Source organism: Stenotrophomonas sp. YJH_SMC_20, assembly GCF_059367845.1.
The window spans coordinates 150,403-173,069 of record NZ_JCAFRG010000003.1 but is presented as its reverse complement, the minus strand read 5'-3'; the positions used below and the strand labels follow the sequence as shown (position 1 = coordinate 173,069).

The window sequence follows — 22,667 nt, the reverse complement described above, 5'->3', positions numbered from 1 at the left end:
CGATTATCGGCGCCGGACCGTTAAATAATCGCTAGAAAGCAAACGGAAAACCCCGCCGGCGAAGACGGGGTTTCGATATCCGCCGAAGTGCCGGCCAGTGGCCGGCACTCCCACGTCAATGGGCCGGCACGACCTGGGCACTGCCCACCGGATTGCGCGGGTCGCTGCCGCCGAACAGTCGGTTCGCCTTGCGGTCCCATTCCACGGTCTGCAGGTTGCCCCACACGTGGCTGGAACCGCGGCCGCCTGCGGCGACATTGCCCGGCAGGTCGATCTTGTGGCCCATCGCCTGCAGCTGCTTCACCGTCGCCGCGTCGAATGCATCGTCCTCAGCTTCGATCAGGTCCGGCAGCCACTGGTGGTGATAGCGCGGCAGCGCAGCAACCTGCTGCGCGTCCAGGCCGGCGTCGTAGCCGAGGATGCCCAGCAGCACCATGGTGATGATGCGGCTGCCACCCGGGGTGCCCAGCACGATCACCTTGTCGCTGTTTTCCATGAAGGTCGGCGTCATCGAGCTGAGCATGCGCTTGCCCGGCTTCGGCGCATTGGCCTCGTAGCCCATCACGCCGAATGCATTGGGCGTGCCTGGTTTCAGCGCGAAGTCGTCCATCTCGTTGTTCAGCAGCACGCCGGTGCCCTTCGGAATCAGGCCCGAGCCGTACAGCAGGTTGACGGTCTGGGTGGCGCCGACGCGGTTGCCGTCACGGTCGATGATCGAGAAGTGCGTGGTCTCGTCATCTTCCAGTGGCGTCGGGTTGCCCGACAGCAGGTCGCTGGGCGTGGCCTTCTCCGGATGGATGGTCGCGCGCAGGCCCTGCGCGTAGTCCTTGCTGGTCAGCACCTTCTGCGGGATCTGCACGAAGTCCGGATCGCCGAGGAAGAAGGTACGGTCGCGGTAGGCACGGCGCATCGATTCCACCACCAGGTGGGTGCGGTGCGCCGGGTCCATCTTCCTGATGTCCCAGCCTTCCAGGATCTGCAGCATGCTGGCCAGCGCGATGCCTCCGGATGACGGCGGCGGCGCGGTGGTGATCTTCCAGCCGTTGTAGTTGAACACGATCGGTTCGCGCTGCTTCACGCGATAACCGGCCAGCTCTTCAGCGGTCCAGTTGCCGCCGGCCTGCTTCACGCCGGCCAGCAACAGCTTTCCGGTCTGGCCCTTGTAGAAGCCATCGAAGCCACCCGCAGCCAGCCGCTCCAGCGTCTGCGCCAGTTCCGGCTGCTTGAACAGGTCTCCGGTAGCGATCGGCGTTCCGTTACGCAGGTAGACCTCGCGCGTGCCGGGATAGCGCTCCATCACTTCACGGCGCGAGGCATAGCCCTTGGCCATGCGCTCGTACACCGGGAAGCCTTCACGTGCGATGCGGATGGCCGGCTGCAGCGAGGCCGACAACGGCAGCCTGCCGTGCCTGGCCGACAGTTCGACCAGCGCTGCAGGCAGGCCCGGGATGCCGGCCGACCAGGCGCCGTTGACCGAGCGGTCACGGTCCAGGTTGCCCTGCTTGTCGAGGAAGGCCTGCGGGGTCGCGGCGGCCGGCGCGGTCTCGCGCGCGTCCAGCATCACGTCCTTTCCGGTGGCCGCATCGTGCAGCAGGAAGAAGCCGCCACCGCCCAGACCGGAACTGATCGGCTCGACCACCGCCAGCGTGGACGACACCGCCACTGCTGCGTCGAAGGCGTTGCCGCCCTGGGCCAGGATGTCGATACCGGCCTGGGTGGCCAGCGCATGGCCGCTGGCAATGGCGGCGCCATCAGGGCGCTCGGCACGGACCGGGCTGCCGGCCCAGGCAATCGGGCTCAGCAGCAGGCCGAGCAGCAACAGGGGGCGAACGATCAGCGTCTTCATTCGGATGGGGGCTCCGCGTAGAGTTCGGGGTGATCGTGCTGCAGCTGGCGCAGCTTGGCCAGCAGCTGGTCTTCCGTTTCCACGATCTCCGGGTCCGGGTCGATGCACTCGACCGGGCAGACGACCACGCACTGTGGCTCGTCAAAATGACCGACGCATTCGGTACAGCGCGCAGGGTCGATCACGTAGATGGTTTCACCCATCGAAATGGCCTGGTTCGGGCAGGCCGGCTCGCAGACGTCGCAGTTGACGCAGAGCTCGTTGATTTTCAGCGACATGGCGATACTCCTCGCCCGCGCCTTGGGACAAAGGACCGGCCAGCGCGGGCGCGCGGGCCGGTCAGGTCATCAGCGGCATCCTTGCGGGGTGCCGCCCGGGCCATGCCGGAGCATGGCCGCCATGGCTCGGTATTACTTGGCTTCGACGAAAATGTACTCGGCGCCGGTCGGCTGGACCGCCGCCTGCACGCGGGCGTTGTCGGCCGACTGGCCGATGAAGACGACGCGCACGCCCTTCATCGAATCCGGCGCCACGTCCTTGAACACAGCCTGGATCATGTCAGCCATCTTGCCCGAGGCCGACGAACCGAAGGCCAGCATGTTGCCCGGCTGCACGCCACGGGCCACCGCCTGGGTCGCGCTCTCGGTCTGGCGCTCGTACTTGGCCTGGAAGTCCGGGTCCGATTCCGGCGAGAGGTAGTACAGGAACGGGCTGTTGCTGATGTTGCCCATGTTCTGGATGGCCACTTCCTGCAGGTACTTCTTCCAGCCGGCATCGTCATCCTTGGACGGCGCGACCAGGGCCTGCTTGGCCTCGTCGACAGGAGCGGCCTCTTCCTTCTTGCAGGCGGTGAAGGCCAGGGCCAACGAAGCGATCAGCATCGCGCGCATGGTGGTGTTCATGGGTTTCCTCCCGGAATGGTGCGTGGTGGTGTACGTAATGGGGTGCGGGTACAGCGGGGCTTACGACTGTGCCGCCTTCGCTTCGCGGACCTTGCGCAGGGCTTCGAGCACCGCGGCCGGCACGAAGCCGGACACGTCGCCACCCAGGCGGGCGATCTCGCGGACCAGCGAGGACGAAATGAAGCTGTGCTGCTCGGCCGGGGTCAGGAACAGGGTCTCGACCTCGGGGATCAGGTGGCGGTTCATGCTGGCCATCTGGAATTCGTATTCGAAGTCGGACACCGCGCGCAGGCCGCGCAGCAGCACCCCGCCCTGCACCGAACGTACGAAATGCGCCAGCAGGGTATCGAAGCCGATGACCTCGACATTGCCGTGATGGGCCAGGGCGCCGCGTGCCAGCTGCACGCGCTGCTCCAGCGGCAGCGCCGGGCCCTTGGACGGGCTCTGCGCCACGCCGACCACGACTTTTTCGAACAGCGGCGCGGCCCGGCTGACCAGGTCGATATGACCGTTGGTGATCGGATCGAATGTGCCGGGATACACGGCAATGCGGCGGTTGGCCACGGTCATGGGCGGGTGCAGATGTTCAGATGAGGTCAAAGTGTAGCAGTGGCGCGGCGGTACAGGGCAAAGCGCACCTCGCGGGTGCCGCCCTCGCGGTGCAGCAGCCAGTCCGACGGCAGCACCGGCACGTGGCCGGCCGGCGATTCCAGGTACAGCCAGGCATCGGCAGCCAGGTGCCGCGGCAGCTGGGCCAGCACGTCCTGCCAAAGCCCGTCGGCGAACGGTGGGTCGATGAACACCAGATCGGCCTGCTGCGCCTGCGCCCCCTGCAGCCAGCGCAGGGCATCGGCCTGCACGACGGTGACCTGGTCGGCGGCCTGCAGCTTGGCCACGGCCGCGGTCAGATTGCGTCCCAGCTGCGCGTCGCGCTCGACCAGAGTGGCGTGGGCGGCGCCGCGCGAGACCGCCTCCAGGCCCAACGCGCCACTGCCGGCGAACAGGTCCAGCACCCGCGCGCCGCCCAGTCTGGGCATCAACCAGTTGAAAAGGGTCTCGCGCACGCGGTCGCTGCTGGGCCGAAGCCCTGGCAGGGTCGGCACCGGCAGGCGGGTATTGCGCCAGCGCCCGCCGATGATGCGGACCTGACCGTCATTGCCCCCACGGCCGCTCACCGGCGCCCCCGGCGGGTATTCGAGAATTTCAGCATGAGCGGGATTGTAGTTCGGCCGGGCGGCGCCCGGGGACGCGCCAACGCATGCGCGCTGTCGCTCCCACGCTTCGCTGCGCGAAACGCGGGCCCCACTTACCAGCTTCCATACCCCCGCCGCTTCGCGGCCGCCCCCTGACTCAGGGGGCTCTACCCCAGACGCGATCCGATGCTCGACATACAGGCGGGGTCAGATCCGTTTTCCGTGGGAAAACGGATCTGACCCTGGATTGGATTTCGATATCTGAGAGATTTCATCCACGCATGGCGTGGATCCACTGGCTGCCAGCCAACTGTCGAAGGCGGGGCACTGTGGGTTTGCGGGGTGTGAGCGGCATGGATGCCGCGACCAAGCCCCCAAGGGTGAGGGCGCTTTGCTTGCGAAGCACTGCTTCGCAAGCGCCCGAACGCACAGCCGCCAGCGGCTGGGCCGGACCGCGGAGCGGGGTTTACGGCGTCCCCGCAAACCCACAGTGCCCCGCCATCCCACGGATAGCCCGCTGTTGCTTCGGCTGTTGCTCTGGCCTCTGCGGGTGCCGGGCGCAGCCCGGCCGACCAACCCCTTGATTTCGGGACAATCAGCCATACCCCTTGGCGAGGCCGCACGCGCTGGCGCGGCATTGCACATGGAGCCCTATCGATGACCGACACCATCCAGACCGAAACCCTTGGCTTCCAGACCGAAGTCAAGCAGCTGCTTCAGCTGATGATCCACTCGCTGTACTCCAACAAGGAAATCTTCCTCCGCGAGCTGGTCTCCAACGCCGCCGACGCCGCCGACAAGCTGCGCTTCGAGGCCCTGACCCAGCCGGCGCTGCTGGAAGGCGACAGCGAACTGCGCGTGCGCGTCAGCTTCGATCCCTCCGCCCACACCATCACCATCGACGACAACGGCATTGGCATGAGCCGCGCCGAAGCCATCGCCCACCTGGGCACGATTGCCAAGTCCGGCACCGGCGACTTCCTGCGCCAGCTGTCCGGCGACCAGAAGAAGGATTCGCAGCTGATCGGCCAGTTCGGCGTCGGCTTCTACAGCGCCTTCATCGTTGCCGACGAAGTGGAAGTGACCTCGCGCCGCGCCGGCCTGGCCGCAGGCGAAGGCGTGCGCTGGACCTCGCGCGGCGAAGGCGATTTCCAAGTGGCCACCGTCGACAAGGCCGAGCGCGGTACCCGCATCGTGCTGCACCTCAAGGACGGCGAGCACGGCTTCGCCGATGGCTGGCGCCTGCGCAGCATCCTCAAGAAGTACTCGGACCATATCGGCCTGCCGATCCAGATGCCGAAGGAAGGTGGCGAAGAAGGCGCCGCGGCCGAATGGGAAACCGTCAACCGTGCCAGCGCGCTGTGGACCCGTCCGCGCACCGAGATCAGCGACGCCGAGTACACCGAGTTCTACAAGCACGTTGCACACGATCACAGCGATCCGCTGGCGTGGAGCCACAACAAGGTCGAAGGCAAGCTGGAGTACACCTCGCTGCTGTACGTGCCTGGCCGCGCGCCGTTCGACCTGTATCACCGTGATGCGCCCAAGGGCCTGAAGCTGTATGTGCAGCGCGTGTTCGTGATGGACCAGGCCGAGCAGTTCCTGCCGCTGTACCTGCGCTTCATCAAGGGCGTGGTCGATTCCAACGACCTTTCGCTGAACGTCTCGCGCGAGATCCTGCAGTCCGGCCCGGTCATCGATTCGATGAAGGCCGCGCTGACCAAGCGTTCGCTGGACATGCTGGAAAAGCTGGCCACCGACAAGCCGGAGCAGTACGCCACGTTCTGGAAGGAATTCGGCCAGGTGCTGAAGGAAGGCCCGGCCGAGGACTACAACAATCGTGAGAAGGTGGCCGGGCTGCTGCGCTTCGCCTCCACTCGTGGCGACGGCGATGCACAGACTGTGTCGCTGGCCGATTACCTCGGCCGCATGAGCGAAGGCCAGGACAAGATCTACTACCTCACCGGCGAGAGCTACAGCCAGGTACGCAACAGCCCGCACCTGGAAGTGTTCCGCAAGAAGGGCGTGGAAGTGCTGCTGCTGACCGACCGCATCGACGAGTGGCTGATGGGCTACCTGACCGATTTCGACGGCAAGGGCTTCGTCGACATCGCCCGCGGCGACCTCGACCTGGGCGCGCTGGAAACCGAAGCGGACAAGCAGGAACAGGAAGCGGCGGCCAAGGACAAGCAGGGCCTGGTCGAGCGCCTGAAGACGGTACTGGGCGATGACGTGGCCGACGTGCGCGTCTCGCACCGCCTGACCGATTCGCCGGCGGTGCTGGCCATCGGCGAGCAGGACCTGGGCCTGCAGATGCGCCAGATCCTCGAAGCCAGCGGGCAGAAGGTGCCGGACAGCAAGCCGGTGCTGGAGATCAATCCGGGCCATCCGCTGATCGCCAAGCTGGATGCAGAAGCCGACGGCGCACGCTTCGATGATCTCGGCCGGGTACTGTTCGACCAGGCCGCACTGGCCGCCGGTGACAGCCTGAAGGACCCCGGCGCCTATGTGGCGCGCCTGAACAAGCTGCTGCTGGAGTTGTCGGCCTGATCGAGGCGGTGGTCGCCGGGCATGGCCCGGCGATGCTCTGGTTGGTGCCAACCTTGGTTGGCACTGCAGCAGAGGCCAACCTTGGTTGGCGCCCCAAAAGCGTGCCAACCAAGGTTGGCACCTACTCAGGGGGGCGAGCGTGTCAACCCAGGTTGACACCCACCAAAGCCGGGCGGCTCAGACCTCCCGATCCAGCAGCGAACCCAGCATCTGGTCCTGGCGCCGTATCACCGTGGCATTGGCGGCGAAGGCCACCACCTCGGCTTTCGCCGCCAGCAGGTCCCCCAATGGCGCGCCAGCATCGGCGTCGGCAGGGGTCATCGCGGCCTGCACCCCGCCCTGCTCCGCCTCACTGCGCAGCAGTTGCAGGCGTCGGGCATCAGGAGTCGCCAGGTTGGCCACGTTGTGCGCGGCCACCTGCACGCCCTGGTGGGCCGCGCGCATCCCGCCGAGAGCGATTCCCATCACGTCGTTCATGGCGGTCTCCGGGCCGCGCTGCGCAGCCCTTCGGACCGGTTAACGGCCGGCGGGCCGCGACCTTGAGTCCACATCAGCCCGACAGGCCCGAGTGGTAGCATATCCCCCTGATTTCAGCGCCTTTTGCCAATGCTCAGTTTTTTCCGCCGCAAGAAGCCCCAGGATGCCCCCGCCACGGAGGCACCCAAGACCCAGCACTACTCGGCTGAAGAGCTGGCGGCGGCGTTCCCGTCAGCCGCCCCGGCCGAAGACGCCGCCACGATCCCGGTAGTCGAAGCCGCAGCACCGGCACCTGTACCGGAACCGGCGCCCGTCGCCGAATGGCCTGCCGTACCGGCTGCGCAGCCGGTCACCGCGCCGGAGGACGTCCAGGCCGAAGTGCTGGCTGCGGCCGCCGTGCTGGCCCCTCTGGCTCCGGTCATTCCGGTCGAGGAACCAACCGCCCCGGCCGCCGACCTGCCAGCTCTGGTGGATGCCCCGCCAGCCCCGGCCGGCAAGCCCGGCTGGCGCGAGCGCCTGCGCAACAGCGTCATCGCGCGCAGCTTCGGTGGCCTGTTCTCGCGCAATCCCAAGCTCGACGACGACCTGCTGGACGAACTGGAAACCGCACTGATCACTGCCGACGTCGGCGTGGGTGCCACTACCGATCTGGTCGAGGGCCTGCGCAAGCGCATGAAGTCGCGCGAGTTCGCTGATGCCAATGCGCTGCTGGCCGCGCTGCGCGCCGAGCTGATCGCGATCCTGCAACCGGTCGCCAAGCCGCTGGTGATCGACCGCAACGCCAAGCCCTTCGTGGTGCTCACCGTCGGCGTCAATGGTGTCGGCAAGACCACCACCATCGGCAAGCTGGCCAAGCGCTTCAAGGATGATGGCCACAGCCTGATGCTGGCCGCCGGCGACACCTTCCGTGCCGCTGCCGTGGCCCAGCTGCAGGCCTGGGGCGAGCGCAACGGCGTGGCCGTGGTCGCGCAGGGGCAGAACGCCGATGCCGCGTCGGTGGCGTTCGACGCGCTGCAGGCCGGCAAGGCCCGTGGCACCTCGGTGCTGATCGCCGATACCGCCGGCCGCCTGCACACCCAGTCCGGCCTGATGAACGAGCTGGGCAAGATCCGCCGCGTGCTCGGCAAGATCGACCCCACCGCGCCGCATGAGGTGCTGATGGTGATCGACGGCACCACCGGCCAGAACGCGCTGTCGCAGTTGCGCCAGTTCAATGCTGCGGTGAACGTGACCGGCCTGGTGGTGACCAAGCTGGACGGCACTGCCAAGGGCGGCGTGGTGTTCGCACTGGCCCGCGAGTTCGGCATTCCGATCCGCTTTGCCGGCATCGGCGAGCGCCCGGAAGACCTGCGCGTGTTCGACCCGGAAGCCTTCGTCGACGCCCTGCTGCCCGAAGCGCTGGGCGCCTGATACACCGTGCAGCCACGCATGGCGTGGCTCTACTGCACCGCAACCGCAATGCAGTAGAGCCACCCTACGGGTGGCTGCCTTCCCCGGAACACCCATGCCCCGCCAGCCGCACGCCAGCGCCGACAACCCCCAGCAAGACGACTTCATCGCTCGCCTGCTGCACTGGTTCGACGACCACGGCCGCCACGACCTGCCCTGGCAGCACCCGCGCAGCCCTTACAGGGTCTGGTTGTCGGAGATCATGCTGCAGCAGACCCAGGTGACCACGGTCATCCCGTACTTCCTGCGGTTCCTGCAGCACTTCCCGACCCTGCCCGACCTCGCCGCCGCCAGCAATGACGCGGTGATGGCGCAGTGGGCAGGGCTTGGCTACTACGCCCGTGCGCGTAACCTGCATGCCGCTGCAAAGCGCTGCGTGGAACTGCACGGCGGCGACCTGCCGCGCGATTTCGATGCATTGCATGCCCTGCCCGGCATTGGCCGCAGCACCGCTGGCGCGATCCTCAGCCAGGCCTGGAACGACCCGTTCGCGATCCTTGACGGCAACGTCAAGCGCGTGCTCAGCCGCTATCACGGCATCGACGGCTTCCCCGGCCTGCCAGTCATCGAAAAGCAGCTATGGGCGATCGCCGAGGCACACGTGGCGAAGGTGCCGGCCGGTCGCATGGCCGATTACACCCAGGCACAAATGGACCTGGGCGCGTCCGTATGCAGCCGGGCCAAGCCCGCCTGCGTCATCTGCCCGCTGCAGGACACGTGCGTGGCACGCCGCGAAGGCCGCACCGCTGAACTGCCCACGCCCAAGCCCAGCAAGACCCTGCCGGAGCGCGAAGCCGTGGCTCTGCTGCTGCGTGACGCCCAGCAGCGCGTGCTGCTGCAGAAGCGGCCGGACACCGGCATCTGGGCGCAGCTGTGGACGCTGCCGCAGGCGGAGGCCGGCAGCGACCTGCAGGACTGGTTCGACGCACATGTCGACGGCTCGCTGGAAGATGCAGAGGAACTGCCGGTGCTGCAGCACACCTTCAGCCACTACAGGCTGCACCTGCAAATATTGTCACGGAAGGTGCGCGGCCTGCGCGTGGAAGAACCCACGCTGCGCTGGGTCGCCAACGACGAGCTACCCGCATTGGGCCTGCCAGCGCCGATCCGCAAACTGCTCGACGGCGCCACGATCAGGACGCCAAAACGAACTTCCAAGAAATCCCGCAACCACGAGTGAGTGCCATGCCCCGAACCGTCTTCTGCCAGTACGAACAACGCGATGCCGAGGGCCTGGACTTCGTGCCCTACCCCGGCGAGCTGGGCCAGCGCATCTTCAACAACATCGGCAAGCAGGCCTGGGCCGCATGGCTGGCGCACCAGACCATGCTGATCAACGAGAACCGGCTGTCGCCGCGCACCCCGGAGCATCGTGCGTTTCTTGAAGGCGAACTGGTCAAGTTCCTGTTCGAGAAGGACGCAGAGAAGCCGGCTGGCTTCGTTCCGGAAGCCTGACCTGCCGGTAGCGCCGGGCCATGCCCGGCGTCCAGGCATCCGCCGGGCATGGCCCGGCGCTACCCGTTTACTTCCCGGATTCCTCGCGCTCCTGCACCTGCGCCTGGCGCAGCTCCTGCTCGGACGCGCGCAGCGCCTTCACATCCAGCTTGCGGATGCTGTCGATGAAGCACGGCATGCGCGGGCCACCGGTAGGGTCGCGCACCAGCACCTTGTCGAAGCGCGCCGAAACACGATTCATCTGGCTGGTCAGGCCGATGGCGGTGGCATACGGCAGGTCCTGGCAGGGGCCTCTCAGCTCCAGCAGGTAGGCCTCGCTCGGGCGCGTCCAGACCGCCAGTGCGCTGTCGCCCAGTTCGGTCCAGCCATTGAGGGTGCCGAAGAACTGCATGTCGCTCTGCGGCGCACCGGCGTGGGCGCGGTAAAGGTCAAGCTTCTCGGCGCTGCTGAGCCGGCCGGTGGTCGCGCAGGCGACCAGGGCGAGGCAGAGGCCGGCCAGCAGGATCGGGGTCTTCATGGCGATCTCCTCGGGGAACTGTCGCCATCATGCGCCCGGGCTCGCAACGCTGGCGCGACGACCGGCAGCCCATTCAGCCGCCGGTCGGCGGCTGCTGGCCGGACCACGGTAGACGCCAACCTTGCTTGGCGCTTGCCCTGAAGGAGCAGCCGACCCAGGTCGGCTTCCACCAAAGCGGGCCCAGCGCCTCAGACGTCGGCGTGGGCCAGTGCGTGCAGGCGCCCTTCCCGCAGTTCCAGCACCCGGTCCAGGCGACGCGCCAGGCTGCGGTCATGGGTCACCAGCACCAGGCTGGTATGGCGCGCGCGGTTGAGTTCAAGCATCAGCTCGAACACCGTTGCCGCCGTGCGGTCATCCAGGTTGCCGGTAGGCTCGTCGCCCAGCACGCAGGCCGGGTGATTGACCAGTGCCCGCGCCACCGCAGCACGCTGCCGCTCACCACCAGACAGCTCGCCCGGCTTGTGATCCAGGCGATGGCCGAGGCCGACCGCTTCCAGCAGCGTGGTGGCCCGGCCGCTCGCTTCTGCTACCGCAGTGCCAGCCAGCAGTACCGGCATCATCACGTTTTCCAGCGCGGTGAACTCCGGCAGCAGGTGATGGAACTGGTAGACGAAGCCCAGCGCCTGGTTGCGCAGCAGACCGCGCGCGGTATCCGACAGCGCCGACATGCGCTGGCCGGTCACATAGACCTCACCGGCAGTGGGAATGTCCAGGCCACCCAGCAGGTGCAACAGCGTGCTCTTGCCGGCGCCGGAGGCACCGATGATCGCCACCGTTTCGCCGGCGGTCACGGTCAGGTCCAGCCCATCGAACACCGGGGTCTGCATGCGCCCTTCAGCGTAGGTCTTGCCCAGTGCTTCGGCACGGATCACTTCGTCGCCGCGGTTGAAGACCTTATTCATAACGCAGGGCCTCCGCCGGCTGGGTGCGTGCTGCCCGCCAGGCGGGATACAGGGTGGCCAGGAAGCTCATCAGCAGCGCGACCACGGTGATCGCCACCACGTCGCCCGTCTGCATGTCGGTCGGCAGGCCGGTGATGTAGTACACATCCTCCGGCAGCAGCTTGACGTTGAACACGCTCTCGATGGCGCCGAGGATGCGTTCCAGGTTGAGGGTCAGGGTGATGCCGCCGATCAGGCCAGCCAGCGTACCGAAGATGCCGATCAGCGAACCCTGCACCATGAACACCTGCATCACGCCACCCGGGGTCAGGCCGAGGGTGCGCAGGATGGCGATGTCGGCCTGCTTGTCGGTCACCAGCATCACCTGCGAAGACACCAGGTTGAACGCACCCATCGCGATGATCAGCGACAGCAGGATGCCCATCACCACCTTTTCCATGCGCAGTGAGTGGTAGAGGTTGGCATTCTGCTGGGTCCAGTCGCTTACGCGGTAGGCGCCACCGAGGTTCTGCGCAAGATCCACGCCCACCTCCAGCGAGCGGTCCATGTCGTGCAGTTTCAGGCGCACGCCGGTGGCACCGTCGCTGCGCAGCACGCGCTCCAGGTCCTGCATGTTGGCGAAGCCGACGCCGCGATCGACCTCGTTATAGCCGGCCTCGAAGAGGCCACTGACGGTGAAGCGTTTCATCCGCGGCACCGCGCCGGCCGGCGTGCCCTGCACTTCGGCAAAGGTCACCAGCACCTGGTCACCAACGTCCACGCCCAGCCAGATCGCCAGCTCCTTCCCCAGCAGCAGGTTGAAGCTGCCCGGCTTGAGGCTGTCATAGCTGCCCTTGGTGATCTTCTTGTCGATCACCGAGACGTTCGGCTCCAGCGCCGGATCGATGCCTTGGATGATCGCGCCCTGCACGCGCGGGCCGCTGATCATCGACTGGATCTCGATGTACGGTGCGGCGCCGGCCACACGCGGGTCCTTCCTGGCCACGTCGACCACCCGCATCCAGTCCGGCATCGGTTCGCCGTCGCGGCTGATGGTGGTGTGCGCGGTCATCTGCAGCAGGCGGCTGCGGATTTCCTTCTGGAAACCGCTCATGACGGCCAAGGTGGTGATCAGCACCGTAACGCCGAGCGCGATGCCCAGGATCGATGCCATCGAGATGAAGGAGATGAAGCCGTTGCGGCGCTTGGCACGCAGGTAGCGCAGGCCGATCGCCACGGGAATGGGTTTGAACATGCAGGCACGCCAGTCAATTCAGCTTATGGTGCCATTGACCGGGGCCGACGGGAAACGCCGCGTGCGGCCACGGCCAGTCGCAGTTCACGTCGCTGCCCGGAATCGAGCACATCGGGCCAGAACAGCAGGCGCCGGCGGCGCCGATCCTCACACCACAGCAACAACAGCCATGGGCCACGCACCACCAGCCGTGGCCTATCAACGTCCTGCCCGGCCACCTGCAGTGGTTCGGGAAGCGGCGCAAGAAGCACCTGTACGCGTGGCCTGCGCTGGCGCCAGGCCAGTTCGGCCAAGCCGACGCCCCAGGCCAGCAGCAGCGCGGGCATCAGCAGCCGCGCAGGCAGATCCGAGGCGCGCAACAGCCAGGGTGCGGCCAGCAGCACCGCCAACTGAGCGGCGGCCTGCAGCCTCGAAGGGCGCCACTCAAGGCTTGAGGGTGAGGATCTTCTGCATGAGGGGGATCGCGTGCGCATGCGGACAGGCCTCGTAGCCCATGAACCAGCGCCACAACTTATCGTCCTCGCAGTCGAGCAGGAATAGGAAAACCTCGCGCTCTTCGGTCGGCGCAGTGCGCCATTCGTGGTCGAGATAGCGCTCGAACAGCTGATCCAGCTCACGCATGCCGCGGCGGCAGCGCCAGCGCAGCTTCTTCAGCAGAACGTCTTCTTCCATCGTGCTTCTCCAGATACAGCAAAGCCACGCATGGCGTGGCTCTACTGAGGTGGTGCAGCCACGCATGGCGTGGCTCTACCGGGTACAGCCAGGCCTGATCAGGCGCGGCGTTCCATCATCAGCTTCTTGATCTCGGCGATCGCCAGCGCCGGGTTCAGGCCCTTCGGGCAGGTGCGGGCGCAGTTCATGATGGTGTGGCAGCGGTACAGCTTGAACGGATCTTCCAGATCGTCCAGGCGCGCACCGGTGTCCTCATCGCGCGAGTCGATGATCCAGCGGTAGGCCTGCAGCAGGATTGCCGGGCCCAGGTAACGCTCGCCGTTCCACCAGTAGCTCGGGCAGCTGGTCGAGCAGCAGGCGCACAGGATGCACTCGTACAGGCCGTCCAGCTTCTTGCGGTCTTCCGGCGACTGCAGGCGCTCGCGGTCCGGCGGTGCCGGGGTCTGGGTGCGGATCCACGGCTTGATCGAGGCGTACTGCGCGTAGAAGTGGGTCAGGTCCGGAACCAGATCCTTGACCACGTTCATGTGCGGCAACGGGTAGATCGGCACTTCCTTCTTGCCGCAGTCCGAGATGGCTCGGGTGCAGGCCAGGGTGTTGGTGCCGTCGATGTTCATCGCGCACGAACCACAGATGCCTTCGCGGCACGAGCGGCGGAAGGTCAGGGTCGGGTCGATCTCGTTCTTGATCTTGATCAGGGCGTCCAGGACCATCGGGCCACAGGCATCCAGATCGACCTCATAGGTATCGGTGCGCGGGTTGCTGTCGTCGTCCGGACTCCAGCGGTAGATCTTGAAGGTGCGCACATTCTTGCCGCCGTTCTTGACGGGGAAGTGCTTGCCCTTCGTGATCTTGGAATTCTTGGGGAGTGAAAACTCGGCCATGGCTGCTCTCGTTGGCTCAGGCGGCCCGCGCCCGTGGGCGCGGATTGCATGGTAGGCGGGGTCGGATCAGTACACGCGCGGCTTCGGTGGCACCACGGACACGTCGTCGGTCAACGTGTACATGTGCACCGGACGGTAGTCGAAGCTGCACTTGCCCTTCTCGTCGACGCTGACCAGGGTGTGCTTCTGCCAGTTGACGTCGTCGCGGTCCGGATAGTCCTCGTGCGCATGCGCACCACGGCTTTCCTTGCGCTGTTCGGCCGAGTTGATCGTCGCCACCGCGTTGAGCAGCAGGTTGTTCAGCTCGTAGGTCTCGATCAGGTCCGAGTTCCAGACCAGCGAGCGGTCGGAGACCTTCACGTCCTGGAACGAGTCGAAGATCTTGTCCATCTTCTCGCAGCCTTCCTTCAGCGTCTGGCTGGTGCGGAAGACCGCCGCGTCGGCCTGCATGGTGCGCTGCATGCGGTCGCGGATGACCGAGGTCGGGGTATCGCCGTTGGCGTGGCGCAGCTTGTCCAGCAGGCCCAGCGCCTTGTCGCAGGCATCGGCCGGCAGCGGCTTGTGCGCGGCGCCCGGCTTGATGGTCTCGGCGCAGCGGTTGGCCACCGCACGGCCGAACACCACCAGGTCGAGCAGCGAGTTCGAGCCCAGGCGGTTGGCGCCGTGCACGGACACGCAGGCCGCTTCGCCGATGGCGTACAGCCCCGGCACCACGGCGTTGTCGTTGTCGCCGACCTTCTGCACCACTTCACCGTGGTAGTTGGTCGGGATGCCGCCCATGTTGTAGTGCACGGTCGGAATGACCGGGATCGGCTGCTTGTTCACGTCGACGCCGGCGAAGATGCGGGCGCTCTCGGCGATGCCCGGCAGCTTCTCGTCGATCACGCCCGGGCCGAGGTGGGTCAGGTCGAGCAGGATGTGATCCTTGTGCTCGCCGACGCCGCGGCCTTCGCGGATCTCGATGGTCATCGAACGGCTGACCACGTCGCGCGAGGCCAGATCCTTGTAGTGCGGTGCATAGCGCTCCATGAAGCGCTCGCCGCTGCTGTTGCGCAGGATGCCGCCTTCACCGCGGACACCCTCGGTGATCAGGCAGCCGGCGCCGTAGATGCCGGTCGGGTGGAACTGCACGAACTCCATGTCCTGCATGGCGATGCCGGCACGCATGGCCAGGCCGCCACCGTCGCCGGTGCAGGTGTGCGCCGAGGTGGCGCTGAAGTAGGCACGGCCGTAGCCGCCGGTGGCCAGCACCACGCCCTGGGCGCGGAACAGGTGCAGCGTGCCATCGGACATGTCCAGGGCCAGCACGCCGCGGCAGGCGCCTTCGTCGTCGAAGATCAGGTCGAGCGCGAAGTACTCGATCATGAAGCGCGCATCGTGCTTCAGCGACTGCTGGTACAGGGTGTGCAGCATCGCGTGGCCGGTACGGTCGGCCGCCGCGCAGGTACGCTGCGCCGCCGGGCCTTCGCCGTACTTGGTGGTCATGCCACCGAACGGACGCTGGTAGATCTTGCCTTCGGCGGTGCGCGAGAACGGCACGCCGTAGTGTTCAAGTTCGATGATGGCCGGGATGGCCTCACGGCACATGTACTCGATGGCGTCCTGGTCACCCAGCCAGTCCGACCCCTTGATGGTGTCGAAGAAGTGGTAGCGCCAGTCGTCCTCGCCCATGTTGCCGAGTGCGGCCGAAATACCGCCCTGGGCGGCAACGGTGTGCGAACGGGTCGGGAAGACCTTGGTCAGGCACACGGTCTGCAGGCCCTTGGCGGCCAGGCCGAACGTGGCGCGCAGGCCGGCACCGCCGGCGCCGACCACGACCATGTCGTACTTGTGTTCGGTGATCTTGTAAGCGGACATCTAATCTGGATTCCTGTGTAGGTGCCTGGGCTCAGGCAACGCCGAGGGCGATGCGGCCCACCGCAAACACACTGACGATCATGCCGAGCACGGCGACGAACTTCACCGCGGTCTGCAGCACCAGGGCCAGCAGCGATTCGTGGATGTAGTCTTCCAGCACGACCTGCATGCCGAGCTGCGCGTGCCAGAACATGGCGATCAGCAGGCCGATCAGCGGCACCGCGTTCCACGGCTTGGCCACGGCGGCGGCGGCGGTCGCGTAGTCCGAGCCGAGCAGGCCCAGCACGAAGACCAGGAACCAGATGCCCAGCACCACCAGTGCGGCGGCGGTCAGGCGCTGGTGCACGAAGTGCTCGGTGCCGGTCTTGGCCGAGCCCAGGCCGCGCACGTTCTTCAACGGGGTACGGAACTTGCTCACGCGGCACCTCCGAACATCACATAGGCCCACACCAGCAGGGTGATCACCAGGCTGCCGATGACCGACAGCCAGCTGCTGCGGATGAAGGCCGGGATGCTGAAGCCGATGGCAAAGTCCTGCACCACGTGGCGGATGCCATTGCACAGGTGATAGGCGAACGACCATGTCCACGCGAACAGGAACACGCGGCCATACCAGGCCCCGGCATGGCCGGTGAAGCAGTTCCAGGACTCGGGCCCCATCATCAGGGCCAGCAGGCCGGCAGCGATGATGAGGGCACCAACAGACAGAAAGATGCCGGTGGCTCGATGCAGGATCGAGGTGGCCATCTGAATCTGCCAGCGATACACCTGAAGGTGCGGGGAAAGTGGGCGTTGTCTGGTCGCCATTCGCTGGGCTCGTTGTCTCGGCTGGGCGGCACGCGGCCGCGTTGGCTCAATGCTGATCAGAAATCGATGCAGCGTCCGTTTTTCTCCCAATCGCCATACCGCACCGGATCAAGTCCGCCGCGGCCGCCGAATTCCTCTGCCTTTTCCTGCTCCACGGGCACGGGTGCCGGAGGGACCAGCGGGGCTTCAGTTTCGTCGTCGGGAGTGGGGGTTGTTTGGCCTATCATGTTCGGTCTCGCAACGCACAAATTTTAGACCTCGTTCACGTGCCTGACAACCTGCCCCCTGCTTTCGTCGGATATCCGCGCCTGCCCGGCCACCAGCTGCTGAGCCTGCAGGGCCCGGATGCGGCCGCCTTCGCCCACGCCCAGTTCAGCAGCGATGTCACCGCCCTGCCCCTGTTGCACTGGCAGTGGAGTGCCTGGCTGAGTGCCAAGGGCCGCACTCTGGCGGTGTTCCAGCTGCTCCGGCTGGCCGACGATCACGTGATGCTGGTGCTGGCCGACGGCGATGCCGATGCGATTGCGTCGCAACTGCAGCGCTTCGTGTTCCGTCGCAAGGTGAAGGTGCAGGGACGCAGCGATCTGGCAGCGGCCGGCGCCTTCACCGCGCCCGAGGCCGCCAGCGGCGCGGCGATTGCGCAGGCCGCAGATGAGGGTTGGGAGCTGGACCTGGGCAGCGATGCACTGCCGCGCACCCTGCGCATCGGCAGCGCCGAAGCGTTCGCCGCCAGTTCTGAAGCCGATGAGACTGCTTTTGCCCTGGCCTGGCGCCAGGCCGACCTGCGCTACGGCCTGCCACGGCTGGAAGAGAGCCAGCGCGAAGTGTGGACCCCGCAGCAGCTGGGCCTGGACCGCCTGAATGGCTACAGCGTGAAGAAGGGCTGCTACCCCGGCCAGGAAATCGTCGCCCGCACCCATTTCCTCGGCAAGGCCAAGCGCGCGGTGCAGCTGCTGCATACCGCGGCACCCGCACAGGCCGGCGATGGCGTGCAGCAGGACGGCGCGACGCTGGGCACAATCGCCAGCGTGGCCGGCGAGCTGGCGCTGGCGGTGCTGCCACTGGAGGCTGGCGACGCCGAGCTGCAGGTGGGTGATGCCATTGCGCAGCGCGTGCCGCTGCTGGATGGATTGGCGCGCTGAATCTGACGCGCCCTCATCCACGCATGGCGTGGATCTACTGACCGACCCGGTGGGTGCGGACCGTTGGTCCGCACGCCTTCGGTGAAGGAATGGTAGTGCCGGGCGCTGGCCGGCAACCATGCAGGGTTGAGGTTGCCGGCCAGCGGCCGGCGCTACCCGTTACAGGCGCTCGCCGCTCTCTGCGTTGAAGAAATGCAGGCCCTGCGGGTGGATCGCCACGCGGATGTCATCGCCCACCGCAGGCAACGCCTGCGGTGCCACGCGCATGGTCAGCGCATGCTGGCCACTGCTGAGGTTGACGAAGATCTCGTTGCCGACCGGTTCGATGCCCTCAATGCGCGCGATGAACGCGTGCGCATCATCAGCAGCAGCCGGTTGCAGGTGCTCCGGGCGCACGCCCACCGCGATCGGTTTCTGCAGCCATGCCGGATCGATCGTGGCCTGGCCCAGCGGTGCACGCCACTGGCCGTCGACCACGGTCACGCCACCGGCATCGCCCTGCAGCGTGCCACGCAGCACGTTCATCGCCGGGCTGCCGAGGAAACCGGCCACGAACAGGTTGGCCGGGCGGTCGTACAGCGCCATCGGCGTATCGATCTGCTGGATGATGCCGTCCTTCAGCACCACGATGCGCTGACCCAGGGTCATCGCTTCAACCTGGTCGTGCGTCACGTAGATCATGGTGGTGCCCAGCTTCCGGTGCAGCTGCGCAATCTCGGTACGCACGCTGTGACGCAGCTTGGCGTCGAGGTTGGACAGCGGCTCGTCGAGCAGGAACACCGCCGGCTCGCGCACCAGCGCCCGGCCCAGTGCCACGCGCTGACGCTGGCCACCGGACATCGCCTTGGGCAGCTTGTCCATCATCTCGGTCAGGCCCAGCGTCTGCGCCGCCTCGGCAATGCGCTTGTCGATGGTCGCCTTGTCATGCCCGCGCAGCTTCAGGCCGAAGGCCAGGTTCTCGGCCACGGTCATGTGCGGGTACAACGCGTAGCTCTGGAACACCATGGCGATGTCGCGATCCTTCGGCGCCACGTCGTTGACCACGCGATCACCAATGGTCAGCGTGCCACCGCTGATCTCTTCAAGGCCGGCCACCATCCGCAACAGGGTCGACTTGCCACAGCCGGACGGTCCGACCAGCACCATCAGCTCGCCATCGGCTACCTCGAAGGTGGCGTCCTTCACCGCGACCTGGCCGTTGTCATAGACCTTGCGCACACCCTGCAACTGCACTTTTGCCATATCACCTATCCGGTCCGCCCGAAGCCGGGCTGTCTTTTGGGACTGCCTCGGCCCTCCCGATGGCAGTGATGATTGCGCGCCTGCCGCATGACGGCGAGCACTGCAATCGAATACAGTTGCCCATTCTGCCATGTAAACGTTTTCACGTGGCACTATCCGATGATCGGTGCGCACCGATCTGCGTCGGCGGTTGAACGAAGGTTCCGCCGAGGTAGTGGTTTCGAATGGAACGATCTTCCGCAACACCGGAGATCGCCCCTGACGAACCTCGGACAGGCAGTTGCGCGGATGTCCCCCGAACCCAGCCATGAAGCGATTGACAACGATGTCACCCGGATCTGAAACTCGAGCGATGCACGACACCCTCTTCCTGTTCGGTGCCACAGGTGATCTGGCCCAGCGCTACCTGTTCCCTTCGCTGCTTCGCCTGCTTGGCGACGGCCTGCTGCCGGAGGACTTCCGCATCCGCGCACTGGCCCTGTCCGGGCATGACACCGAAGCTTTCCATGACATCCTCCGGCCGCGCCTGCAGCAGGCCATGCCGATGGCCACGCAGGACGACATCGCTGCCCTGCTGCGCCGCATCGACTACCGTTCGGTGGACCTGCGCGATGTCGACTCGGTTGCCGCCGCCGTCTCCGACCTGGTGCACCGCAAGTGCGTCAGCTACCTGGCCATTCCGCCGGGCCTGTACATCTCCACCTGCGAAGGCCTGGCCAAGGGCGGCGCCCTCGCCGCGCCGGCACGCCTGATGCTGGAGAAGCCGATCGGCAGCGACAGCGAGAGCGCCGAGGAAATCATCAGCACCATCGGCCAGTGGATCGACGAGGACCGCGTGTTCCGCCTCGACCACTACCTGGGCAAGGCCGCGGTGCAGAACCTGATCGCACTGCGCTTCGGCAACACGCTGCTGGAAGCGGTGTGGAACCGCAACTACATCGAATCGGTGCACATCCTGGTGGCCGAAAGCGAAGGCGTGGATGGCCGCGATGCCTATTACGCCCGCTCCGGCGCGCTGCGGGACATGGTGCAGAGCCACATCCTGCAGCTGCTGTGCATGGTGGCGATGGAACCGCCGGCATCGCTGGAAGCCGATCGCATCCGCGACGAGAAGGTCAAGGTGCTGCGCGCCCTGCGCCCGCTCGATGCCAGGCACGCCGCGCGTGACAGCATCCGTGGCCGCTACACCGCCGGCACCATCAATGGCCAGCCGGCCCAGGCCTACCAGCCGCCGGAAGGCAGCGACGTGGAAACCTTCGCCGGTGTCACCGCGCATATCGACAACTGGCGCTGGAGCGGGGTGCCGTTCCACCTGGTCACCGGCAAGCGCCTGCCCGAGCGCACCACCCGCGTGGTGGTCACGCTGAAGCCGGTCACCCACTGGCTGTTCGAGCGCCCGCAGCGCGCGCAGGCCGCGCCAAACCGCCTGGTGTTCCAGCTGCAGCCGCAGGAAAACATCGAACTGGGCCTGATGAGCAGCCTGGCCGGCCCGGAATGGGGTGCCCTGGAACTGCATCCGCTGGAACTGGAACTGTCGGTGCCGACCGGCCTGCACCGCCGCATCGCCTACGAACGCCTGTTCCTGGATGCCTTCAACGGCAACCACACGCTGTTCGTGCGCGACGACGAAGTGCGCGCAGCGTGGGCCTGGATCGACAGCGTTGCCGACGCCTGGAAGGAGGCCAAGCTGCCGCTGGAACCGTATCCTGCTGGCCAGTGGGGCCCGAGCAATGCAGGCGAGTTCCTGCCGCAGGGCGTGGACGCGCCGGACAGCGGGGCCTCGGCATGAGTGCCATCTCGCAGCCGGTGCTGGTTGCCGACATCGGCGGCACCAATGCCCGCTTCGCCCTGGCCGACACCTCGCAGGACGCGCCGCTGCTCAAGGAGAGCATCCGCGAGTACGCGGTGGCGGAATTCCCGTCGCTGGGTGATGCCGCGCGCCACCACCTGGAGCAGATCGGCGCTGCGGCCAGCCGCGGCGTGTTCGCAGTGGCCGGCCGCGTCGACGGTGACGAGGCGCGCATCACCAATCATCCGTGGGTGATCTCGCGCAGCCGCACCGCCGCGATGCTGGGGTTCGACGAGCTGCACCTGATCAACGACTTCGCCGCACAGGCGATGGCGATTTCGCTGCTGCAGCCCGAGGACGTCGTCCAGGTCGGCGGCGCCGCCTGGGTACCGGGCAAGCCGGGACAGCCGCGCAACTACGCGGTGATCGGGCCCGGTACCGGGCTCGGCGTCGGTGGCCTGATCATGCGCCACGGCCGCTGCTATCCGCTGGAAACCGAAGGCGGTCATGTCAGTTTCCCACCGGGCACACCGGAGGAAATCCGCATCCTGGAAATCCTCTCCGAGCAGTTCGGCCGCGTCTCCAACGAACGCCTGATCTGCGGACCCGGGCTGGTCAACATCCATCGCGCCGTGTGCGAGATGGCCGGCATCGACCCCGGCCAGCTGCAGCCGGTAGACGTGACCGCGCGTGCCCTGCACGGTGATCCGCAGGCAATGCGCACCGTGGACGTGTTCTGCGCGGTGTTCGGCGCCATCGCCGGCGATCTGGTACTGACCCAGGGCGCCTGGGACGGCGTGTTCCTGACGGGCGGCCTGACCCCGAAGATGCTCGATTCACTGCAGCACTCCGGCTTCCGCCAGCGCTTCGAACACAAGGGGCGGTTCTCTTCGATCATGGCGAGGGTGCCATCGCTTGCCGTGATGCATCCCCACGCCGGACTGCTGGGCGCTGCCGCCTATGCTGCCGACGCCGAACGTGACGCACCAGGAGTTGCCGCATGAGCCCCACCTTCCACGACGACCGCATCGAGTTCATCCAGCACGGCGACGCCGATGGCTGGATCGAGGCGGTGGCCGCCGAAATGGCGCAGACCCTCAACCACGACATCAATGAGGTGGGCCGGGCCCGCATCCTGCTCTCCGGTGGCACCACGCCGGCGCCGGTATACCAGGCACTGGCCGAACTGGACGTGCATTGGGACCGGGTGGAAGTGAGCCTGGCCGATGAGCGGTGGCTGTCGCCGCAGGATCGCGACAGCAACGCCTGGCTGGTGCGCGAGCACCTGCTCAAGCGTGCCGAGGGTGCGCACTTCGATCCGCTGGTGCGGATCGGCAAGCCGCTGACGGAGTGCGTCTACACCGCCAACCTGCAGGCCCAGCACAGCCAGCCACCCAGCCTGGTGGCACTGGGCATGGGCAACGATGGCCACACCGCCTCGCTGTTCCCGGGTTCGAAGGACCTGGCCCGTGCACTGGAAAGCACCCTGCCCTATGCGGCACTGGATGCCACCGGCTGCCCGGGCGCGAACCAGTGGCCGCTGCGCATCACCCTGACCCCGCACGGCCTGCGCCAGTGCCGCCAGCGTCTGCTGCTGCTGCGCGGCAAGCAGAAGCTGCAGGTACTGCGCCAGGCACTGGACAGCAATGACCCCCAGCAGTACCCGATCCTCAATGCAATCAACCTGGAAGGCGCGCGCCTGCGCGTCCACTGGGCTGATTGATGTCGGCGGCGGCGCCACGCCGCCGC

General features: G+C 66.7%; 25 protein-coding genes. 8 read left to right on the top strand and 17 right to left on the bottom strand.

What is annotated here, in order from left to right:
- Nucleotides 1-115: 115 nt before the first annotated feature.
- The 5 genes from ggt to rsmD form a co-directional block, all read right to left on the bottom strand.
- The gene (gene ggt / locus AC5P6A_RS06810; protein ID WP_155029341.1) at nucleotides 116-1,846 is read right to left on the bottom strand and encodes a gamma-glutamyltransferase; all 1,731 of its coding nucleotides are present in this window, start codon (nucleotides 1,844-1,846) and stop codon (nucleotides 116-118) included.
- Nucleotides 1,843-2,124, bottom strand: a complete 282-nt coding sequence (locus AC5P6A_RS06805; RefSeq protein ID WP_010484376.1) for a YfhL family 4Fe-4S dicluster ferredoxin — start codon at nucleotides 2,122-2,124, stop codon at nucleotides 1,843-1,845. The genes ggt and AC5P6A_RS06805 overlap by 4 nt, the downstream gene beginning before the upstream one ends.
- 132 nt (nucleotides 2,125-2,256) lie before the next feature.
- A complete protein-coding gene (locus AC5P6A_RS06800) occupies nucleotides 2,257-2,748 on the bottom strand; it encodes a hypothetical protein (RefSeq protein ID WP_010484374.1) in 492 nt (163 codons plus the stop codon).
- Nucleotides 2,749-2,808: 60 nt separating this feature from the next.
- The gene (coaD, locus tag AC5P6A_RS06795; RefSeq protein WP_005416145.1) at nucleotides 2,809-3,318 is read right to left on the bottom strand and encodes a pantetheine-phosphate adenylyltransferase; all 510 of its coding nucleotides are present in this window, start codon (nucleotides 3,316-3,318) and stop codon (nucleotides 2,809-2,811) included.
- A gap of 26 nt (nucleotides 3,319-3,344) precedes the next feature.
- Nucleotides 3,345-3,923, bottom strand: a complete 579-nt coding sequence (rsmD, locus tag AC5P6A_RS06790) for a 16S rRNA (guanine(966)-N(2))-methyltransferase RsmD (RefSeq protein WP_164145082.1) — start codon at nucleotides 3,921-3,923, stop codon at nucleotides 3,345-3,347.
- 675 nt (nucleotides 3,924-4,598) lie between these two features.
- On the opposite strand from rsmD, the gene htpG reads away from it, so the two are divergent.
- Nucleotides 4,599-6,491, top strand: coding sequence for a molecular chaperone HtpG (gene htpG / locus AC5P6A_RS06785; protein WP_058980285.1), 1,893 nt, complete (start codon nucleotides 4,599-4,601; stop codon nucleotides 6,489-6,491).
- A 177-nt stretch (nucleotides 6,492-6,668) separates the two neighbouring features.
- Here htpG and AC5P6A_RS06780 read toward each other — a convergent pair whose 3' ends face one another.
- Entirely contained in the window at nucleotides 6,669-6,968 is a 300-nt protein-coding gene (locus tag AC5P6A_RS06780; protein ID WP_021203986.1) for a hypothetical protein, read from the bottom strand.
- A gap of 129 nt (nucleotides 6,969-7,097) precedes the next feature.
- Between AC5P6A_RS06780 and ftsY the strand changes: the two genes are divergently transcribed.
- The 3 genes from ftsY (at nucleotide 7,098) to AC5P6A_RS06765 (ending at nucleotide 9,872) form a co-directional block, all read left to right on the top strand.
- A complete protein-coding gene (gene ftsY, locus AC5P6A_RS06775) occupies nucleotides 7,098-8,378 on the top strand; it encodes a signal recognition particle-docking protein FtsY (RefSeq protein WP_019661208.1) in 1,281 nt (426 codons plus the stop codon).
- 94 nt (nucleotides 8,379-8,472) lie between these two features.
- Nucleotides 8,473-9,597, top strand: coding sequence for an A/G-specific adenine glycosylase (gene mutY / locus AC5P6A_RS06770; protein WP_019661207.1), 1,125 nt, complete (start codon nucleotides 8,473-8,475; stop codon nucleotides 9,595-9,597).
- 5 nt (nucleotides 9,598-9,602) lie between these two features.
- Nucleotides 9,603-9,872 (top strand): oxidative damage protection protein, encoded by a 270-nt coding sequence (locus AC5P6A_RS06765; protein ID WP_019661206.1) that lies wholly within the window; start codon nucleotides 9,603-9,605, stop codon nucleotides 9,870-9,872.
- A gap of 67 nt (nucleotides 9,873-9,939) precedes the next feature.
- On the opposite strand, the gene AC5P6A_RS06760 is transcribed toward AC5P6A_RS06765, so the two are convergent.
- The 10 genes from AC5P6A_RS06760 to AC5P6A_RS06715 form a co-directional block, all read right to left on the bottom strand.
- Complete coding sequence (locus AC5P6A_RS06760) at nucleotides 9,940-10,389, bottom strand: DUF6491 family protein (RefSeq protein ID WP_021202024.1); 450 nt, start codon at nucleotides 10,387-10,389, stop codon at nucleotides 9,940-9,942.
- A gap of 188 nt (nucleotides 10,390-10,577) precedes the next feature.
- On the bottom strand, nucleotides 10,578-11,291 hold the full coding sequence (gene lolD / locus AC5P6A_RS06755; protein ID WP_111098759.1) for a lipoprotein-releasing ABC transporter ATP-binding protein LolD: 714 nt from the start codon (nucleotides 11,289-11,291) through the stop codon (nucleotides 10,578-10,580).
- Nucleotides 11,284-12,525, bottom strand: a complete 1,242-nt coding sequence (locus tag AC5P6A_RS06750) for a lipoprotein-releasing ABC transporter permease subunit (RefSeq protein ID WP_019661203.1) — start codon at nucleotides 12,523-12,525, stop codon at nucleotides 11,284-11,286. Before AC5P6A_RS06750 ends, lolD begins: the two co-directional genes overlap by 8 nt.
- 23 nt (nucleotides 12,526-12,548) lie before the next feature.
- Nucleotides 12,549-12,998 (bottom strand): hypothetical protein, encoded by a 450-nt coding sequence (locus tag AC5P6A_RS06745; protein WP_019661202.1) that lies wholly within the window; start codon nucleotides 12,996-12,998, stop codon nucleotides 12,549-12,551.
- Nucleotides 12,949-13,197 (bottom strand): FAD assembly factor SdhE, encoded by a 249-nt coding sequence (locus AC5P6A_RS06740; RefSeq protein WP_019661201.1) that lies wholly within the window; start codon nucleotides 13,195-13,197, stop codon nucleotides 12,949-12,951. Before AC5P6A_RS06740 ends, AC5P6A_RS06745 begins: the two co-directional genes overlap by 50 nt.
- A 98-nt stretch (nucleotides 13,198-13,295) precedes the next feature.
- Entirely contained in the window at nucleotides 13,296-14,081 is a 786-nt protein-coding gene (locus AC5P6A_RS06735) for a succinate dehydrogenase iron-sulfur subunit (RefSeq protein WP_005409079.1), read from the bottom strand.
- Nucleotides 14,082-14,147: 66 nt separating this feature from the next.
- Nucleotides 14,148-15,938 carry a succinate dehydrogenase flavoprotein subunit gene (gene sdhA, locus AC5P6A_RS06730; RefSeq protein WP_180877717.1) on the bottom strand — a complete coding sequence of 597 codons (1,791 nt, stop codon included), beginning with the start codon at nucleotides 15,936-15,938 and terminating at the stop codon, nucleotides 14,148-14,150.
- Nucleotides 15,939-15,969: 31 nt separating this feature from the next.
- Nucleotides 15,970-16,356: a succinate dehydrogenase, hydrophobic membrane anchor protein gene (gene sdhD / locus AC5P6A_RS06725; RefSeq protein ID WP_005409077.1), complete on the bottom strand. Its 387-nt coding sequence runs from the start codon at nucleotides 16,354-16,356 to the stop codon at nucleotides 15,970-15,972.
- Complete coding sequence (gene sdhC / locus AC5P6A_RS06720) at nucleotides 16,353-16,745, bottom strand: succinate dehydrogenase, cytochrome b556 subunit (protein WP_005416132.1); 393 nt, start codon at nucleotides 16,743-16,745, stop codon at nucleotides 16,353-16,355. Before sdhC ends, sdhD begins: the two co-directional genes overlap by 4 nt.
- 56 nt (nucleotides 16,746-16,801) lie before the next feature.
- On the bottom strand, nucleotides 16,802-16,972 hold the full coding sequence (locus AC5P6A_RS06715; protein ID WP_180877716.1) for a DUF1674 domain-containing protein: 171 nt from the start codon (nucleotides 16,970-16,972) through the stop codon (nucleotides 16,802-16,804).
- Between the two features lie 39 nt (nucleotides 16,973-17,011).
- Between AC5P6A_RS06715 and ygfZ the strand changes: the two genes are divergently transcribed.
- Nucleotides 17,012-17,887 carry a CAF17-like 4Fe-4S cluster assembly/insertion protein YgfZ gene (gene ygfZ, locus AC5P6A_RS06710; RefSeq protein ID WP_021202021.1) on the top strand — a complete coding sequence of 292 codons (876 nt, stop codon included), beginning with the start codon at nucleotides 17,012-17,014 and terminating at the stop codon, nucleotides 17,885-17,887.
- A 159-nt stretch (nucleotides 17,888-18,046) separates the two neighbouring features.
- Here ygfZ and AC5P6A_RS06705 read toward each other — a convergent pair whose 3' ends face one another.
- Complete coding sequence (locus AC5P6A_RS06705; protein ID WP_019661198.1) at nucleotides 18,047-19,129, bottom strand: ABC transporter ATP-binding protein; 1,083 nt, start codon at nucleotides 19,127-19,129, stop codon at nucleotides 18,047-18,049.
- Between the two features lie 352 nt (nucleotides 19,130-19,481).
- Between AC5P6A_RS06705 and zwf the strand changes: the two genes are divergently transcribed.
- Genes zwf through pgl form a run of 3 tightly spaced genes read left to right on the top strand, consistent with a single transcriptional unit; the run spans nucleotide 19,482 to nucleotide 22,641 of the window.
- On the top strand, nucleotides 19,482-20,918 hold the full coding sequence (gene zwf / locus AC5P6A_RS06700) for a glucose-6-phosphate dehydrogenase (protein WP_019661197.1): 1,437 nt from the start codon (nucleotides 19,482-19,484) through the stop codon (nucleotides 20,916-20,918).
- Nucleotides 20,915-21,922, top strand: a complete 1,008-nt coding sequence (glk, locus tag AC5P6A_RS06695) for a glucokinase (protein WP_019661196.1) — start codon at nucleotides 20,915-20,917, stop codon at nucleotides 21,920-21,922. The genes zwf and glk overlap by 4 nt, the downstream gene beginning before the upstream one ends.
- Nucleotides 21,919-22,641 carry a 6-phosphogluconolactonase gene (gene pgl, locus AC5P6A_RS06690; protein WP_058980277.1) on the top strand — a complete coding sequence of 241 codons (723 nt, stop codon included), beginning with the start codon at nucleotides 21,919-21,921 and terminating at the stop codon, nucleotides 22,639-22,641. Before glk ends, pgl begins: the two co-directional genes overlap by 4 nt.
- Nucleotides 22,642-22,667: the final 26 nt, after the last annotated feature.

Coding starts and splice junctions, on each gene's coding strand:
- AC5P6A_RS06705 (WP_019661198.1), bottom strand. CDS start 19,129: ATGGCAAAAGTGCAGTTGCAGGGTGTGCGCAAGGTCTATGACAACGGC.
- ftsY (WP_019661208.1), top strand. CDS start 7,098: ATGCTCAGTTTTTTCCGCCGCAAGAAGCCCCAGGATGCCCCCGCCACG.
- AC5P6A_RS06765 (WP_019661206.1), top strand. CDS start 9,603: ATGCCCCGAACCGTCTTCTGCCAGTACGAACAACGCGATGCCGAGGGC.
- AC5P6A_RS06740 (WP_019661201.1), bottom strand. CDS start 13,197: ATGGAAGAAGACGTTCTGCTGAAGAAGCTGCGCTGGCGCTGCCGCCGC.
- AC5P6A_RS06805 (WP_010484376.1), bottom strand. CDS start 2,124: ATGTCGCTGAAAATCAACGAGCTCTGCGTCAACTGCGACGTCTGCGAG.
- AC5P6A_RS06800 (WP_010484374.1), bottom strand. CDS start 2,748: ATGAACACCACCATGCGCGCGATGCTGATCGCTTCGTTGGCCCTGGCC.
- sdhC (WP_005416132.1), bottom strand. CDS start 16,745: ATGGCGACCAGACAACGCCCACTTTCCCCGCACCTTCAGGTGTATCGC.
- AC5P6A_RS06760 (WP_021202024.1), bottom strand. CDS start 10,389: ATGAAGACCCCGATCCTGCTGGCCGGCCTCTGCCTCGCCCTGGTCGCC.
- glk (WP_019661196.1), top strand. CDS start 20,915: ATGAGTGCCATCTCGCAGCCGGTGCTGGTTGCCGACATCGGCGGCACC.
- lolD (WP_111098759.1), bottom strand. CDS start 11,291: ATGAATAAGGTCTTCAACCGCGGCGACGAAGTGATCCGTGCCGAAGCA.
- ggt (WP_155029341.1), bottom strand. CDS start 1,846: ATGAAGACGCTGATCGTTCGCCCCCTGTTGCTGCTCGGCCTGCTGCTG.
- zwf (WP_019661197.1), top strand. CDS start 19,482: ATGCACGACACCCTCTTCCTGTTCGGTGCCACAGGTGATCTGGCCCAG.
- AC5P6A_RS06780 (WP_021203986.1), bottom strand. CDS start 6,968: ATGAACGACGTGATGGGAATCGCTCTCGGCGGGATGCGCGCGGCCCAC.
- coaD (WP_005416145.1), bottom strand. CDS start 3,318: ATGACCGTGGCCAACCGCCGCATTGCCGTGTATCCCGGCACATTCGAT.
- sdhA (WP_180877717.1), bottom strand. CDS start 15,938: ATGTCCGCTTACAAGATCACCGAACACAAGTACGACATGGTCGTGGTC.
- AC5P6A_RS06745 (WP_019661202.1), bottom strand. CDS start 12,998: ATGCGCACGCGATCCCCCTCATGCAGAAGATCCTCACCCTCAAGCCTT.
- mutY (WP_019661207.1), top strand. CDS start 8,473: ATGCCCCGCCAGCCGCACGCCAGCGCCGACAACCCCCAGCAAGACGAC.
- pgl (WP_058980277.1), top strand. CDS start 21,919: ATGAGCCCCACCTTCCACGACGACCGCATCGAGTTCATCCAGCACGGC.
- htpG (WP_058980285.1), top strand. CDS start 4,599: ATGACCGACACCATCCAGACCGAAACCCTTGGCTTCCAGACCGAAGTC.
- AC5P6A_RS06750 (WP_019661203.1), bottom strand. CDS start 12,525: ATGTTCAAACCCATTCCCGTGGCGATCGGCCTGCGCTACCTGCGTGCC.
- AC5P6A_RS06735 (WP_005409079.1), bottom strand. CDS start 14,081: ATGGCCGAGTTTTCACTCCCCAAGAATTCCAAGATCACGAAGGGCAAG.
- AC5P6A_RS06715 (WP_180877716.1), bottom strand. CDS start 16,972: ATGATAGGCCAAACAACCCCCACTCCCGACGACGAAACTGAAGCCCCG.